This window comes from Actinoplanes sp. G11-F43 (genome assembly GCF_050589265.1).
Taxonomy (GTDB): Bacteria; Actinomycetota; Actinomycetes; order Mycobacteriales; family Micromonosporaceae; genus Actinoplanes.
The window spans coordinates 1-2,856 of the sequence record NZ_JBNZCE010000112.1; the positions used below are offsets into that span (position 1 = coordinate 1).

Sequence of the window (2,856 nt, forward strand, 5' to 3'; positions counted from 1 at the left end):
ACCACCGGCCAGCACCGACACCAACCTCGAACCGGCACGACCATCCAGCACTACCGGCAGATCGATCAGGCCACCCCAGCGGTCACCGAGTTCCAAAGCGGCCACCACACCCAGACCCCACACCTGCGCCTGATCCACGGCAGTCACCGGATCGTTGACACCGGTGCCGACCGCACCACGCGTCAACACCCACAACGGAGCCACCACACCGGCAGCAGCCAGCTCCCGGATCAACTCCGCGATCGCCGCCGGACCCTCGGGCAGCACCGACACCACACCCGTGATGTCCGCCTGGCCGATGTCATCAACGACTTCGGCGCCGCGCTGCGCCAAGACCGAACCAACAACCCCCGCACCGTCACCGACGACCAGCCACTTACCGGACAGCACCGCCGCCGAGGACTCCACCACCGCAACCCAGCTCACCCGATAACGCCAATCAGCCACCGCAGCATCGGACTGACGGCGCCGCCGATAATCAGCCAGCACCGGCAACACATCGCCCAAACCGGCACTGTCAACGTTCAACCTGGCAGCGAACTCGACCAGATCACCACCCTCGACAGCAGCCCAGAACTCGGCATCAGCCTCCGGGGCGCCCCGCATACCCGCTGGTTCCTGAGCACTCGGCCAGAAGAACCGACGCTGGAACGCATACGTCGGTAGACAGACCGTTCTCCCCCCGCCCAGCACCTTCGACCAGTCAACGGCGACACCGTTGACGAACGCCTCAGCAAACGACGCCATCAGACGCCGCACACCACCGTCATCACGACGAAGACTGCCCACCGTGACAGCGGCGTCAACAGCCGGGATCAACACCGGATGCGGCGAGACCTCCACGAACACGCCGTGACCGGAATCGGTCAGCACCCTCACAGCCCGGTCGAACTCCACCGTCTCCCGCAACGACGAGTACCAGTAGCCGGCATCCAACTCCGGACCAGCCAGCCACTCCCCGGTCAACGCCGACACCATCGGCATCGCTCCGGGACGCGGCACGATCTCGTCCAGGGCAGCCAGAATCTCCGCACGCAACTGCTCCACCTGCGGACCGTGCGAGGCGTAATCCACCGGAATCAACCGGGTCCGCACCGCATCGCCACAGGCCGCCTGCAACTCGTCCAGCGCCCCGGGCTCACCGGAAACCACCGTCGCCGACGGACCATTCACCGCAGCAATCGACAGACGATCACCGAACCCGGCGATCCGGTCACGCACCACCGCCACCGACTCCGCGATCGACAGCATCCCGCCATGACCGGCGAGAACCGTCAAAGCCCGACTCCGCAACGCGACAACCTTCGCCGCGTCCTCCAACGACAGAATCCCCGCCACCGCAGCAGCCGCGATCTCACCCTGCGAATGACCCACCACCGCATCCGGCTGGACACCGGCGGCACGCCACACCGCGGCAAGGGAAACCATGACCGCCCACAACGCCGGCTGGACCACATCAGCAGATTCAAAACCATGACGACCAGCCAGTACGTCATCAAGTCGCCAGTCCACGAACGGCTCCAAAGCCGCCGCACACTCAGCCAGCCTCGCCGCGAACACCGGGGATGAGTCGGCCAACTCCCGGCCCATGCCGACCCACTGCGAGCCCTGACCCGGGAACACGAACACCGTCCGACCGACACCACCCGGAACGACCTGACCGGTCACCACGCCGGGAGCGGGTTGATCCGTGGCCAATGAGACCAGGCCGGCCAGCATCTCGTCATGCTCGACGCCGAGGATCACAGCCCGGTGATCGAAGACCGACCGTGTCGTGGCCAACGACCACGCCACATCACCGACCGGCAACTCCGGACGAGCCACCAGATGCTCCCGCAGACGGCCCGCCTGCCCGGCCAAAGCCGCCGTGCTACGACCGGAGATCGGCCACACCGAAAGATCCGCGGCCACCACCGGCAGAACCTCGGCCGAAGAGAACACCGCAGTGGGCTCCGGAGCCTCCTCCAGAATCACATGCGCATTGGTGCCACTGATCCCGAACGCCGACACACCAGCCCGACGCACCCGCTCACCAGCCGGCCACTCCCGAGCCTGCGACAACAACTCGATGTTGCCCGCCGACCAGTCGACGTGAGACGACGGCGTCTCAGCGTGCAACGTCTGCGGCAACAGACCGTGCCGCATGGCCATCACCATCTTGATCACACCGGCCACACCCGCGGCCTGCTGCGCATGACCGATGTTCGACTTGATCGACCCCAGCCACAACGGCCGATCCGCACCCGGCCGCTCCTGACCGTAGGTCGCCAGCAGCGCCTGCGCCTCGATCGGATCACCCAGCGAAGTGCCGGTGCCGTGCGCCTCCACCACATCCACATCAGCAGCGTTGACCTGCGCGTTCGCCAGAGCGGCACGGATCACACGCTGCTGCGACGGACCGTTCGGCGCCGACAGCCCGTTGGACGCACCGTCCTGGTTGACCGCGCTGCCGCGGATCACCGCCAGCACCTCATGGCCGTTGCGCTGCGCGTCGGAGAGCCGCTCCAGCATCACCATGCCGGCACCCTCGGCGATACCCATGCCGTCCGCGCCGTCACCGAACGCCCGGCAACGGCCGTCGGAAGACAGCGCCCGCAACCGGGAGAAACCGACGAACTCGCTCGGATCGGCCATCACCATCACACCACCGGCCAGCGCCATCGAACACTCGCCACCACGTAGCGCCGACACCGCCTGATGCAACGCCACCAGCGAGGAGGAACACGCCGAGTCGATCGAGATGGCCGGACCGACCAGGCCCAGCACGTACGAGATCCGGCCGGACAGCACACTCAACGCGCTTCCGGTGATCAGATGCGCCTGAACGTCCGGCTCCCCACCCACAGCCGCGGCGTA

General features: G+C 66.9%; 1 protein-coding gene. It reads right to left on the reverse strand.

Going from position 1 to position 2,856, the window contains the following annotated elements; translation table 11 throughout:
- A partial coding sequence (locus ACQ0O7_RS45150; protein WP_430792109.1) for a type I polyketide synthase occupies positions 1-2,844 on the reverse strand: 2,844 nt, incomplete at its 3' end.
- Positions 2,845-2,856: the final 12 nt, after the last annotated feature.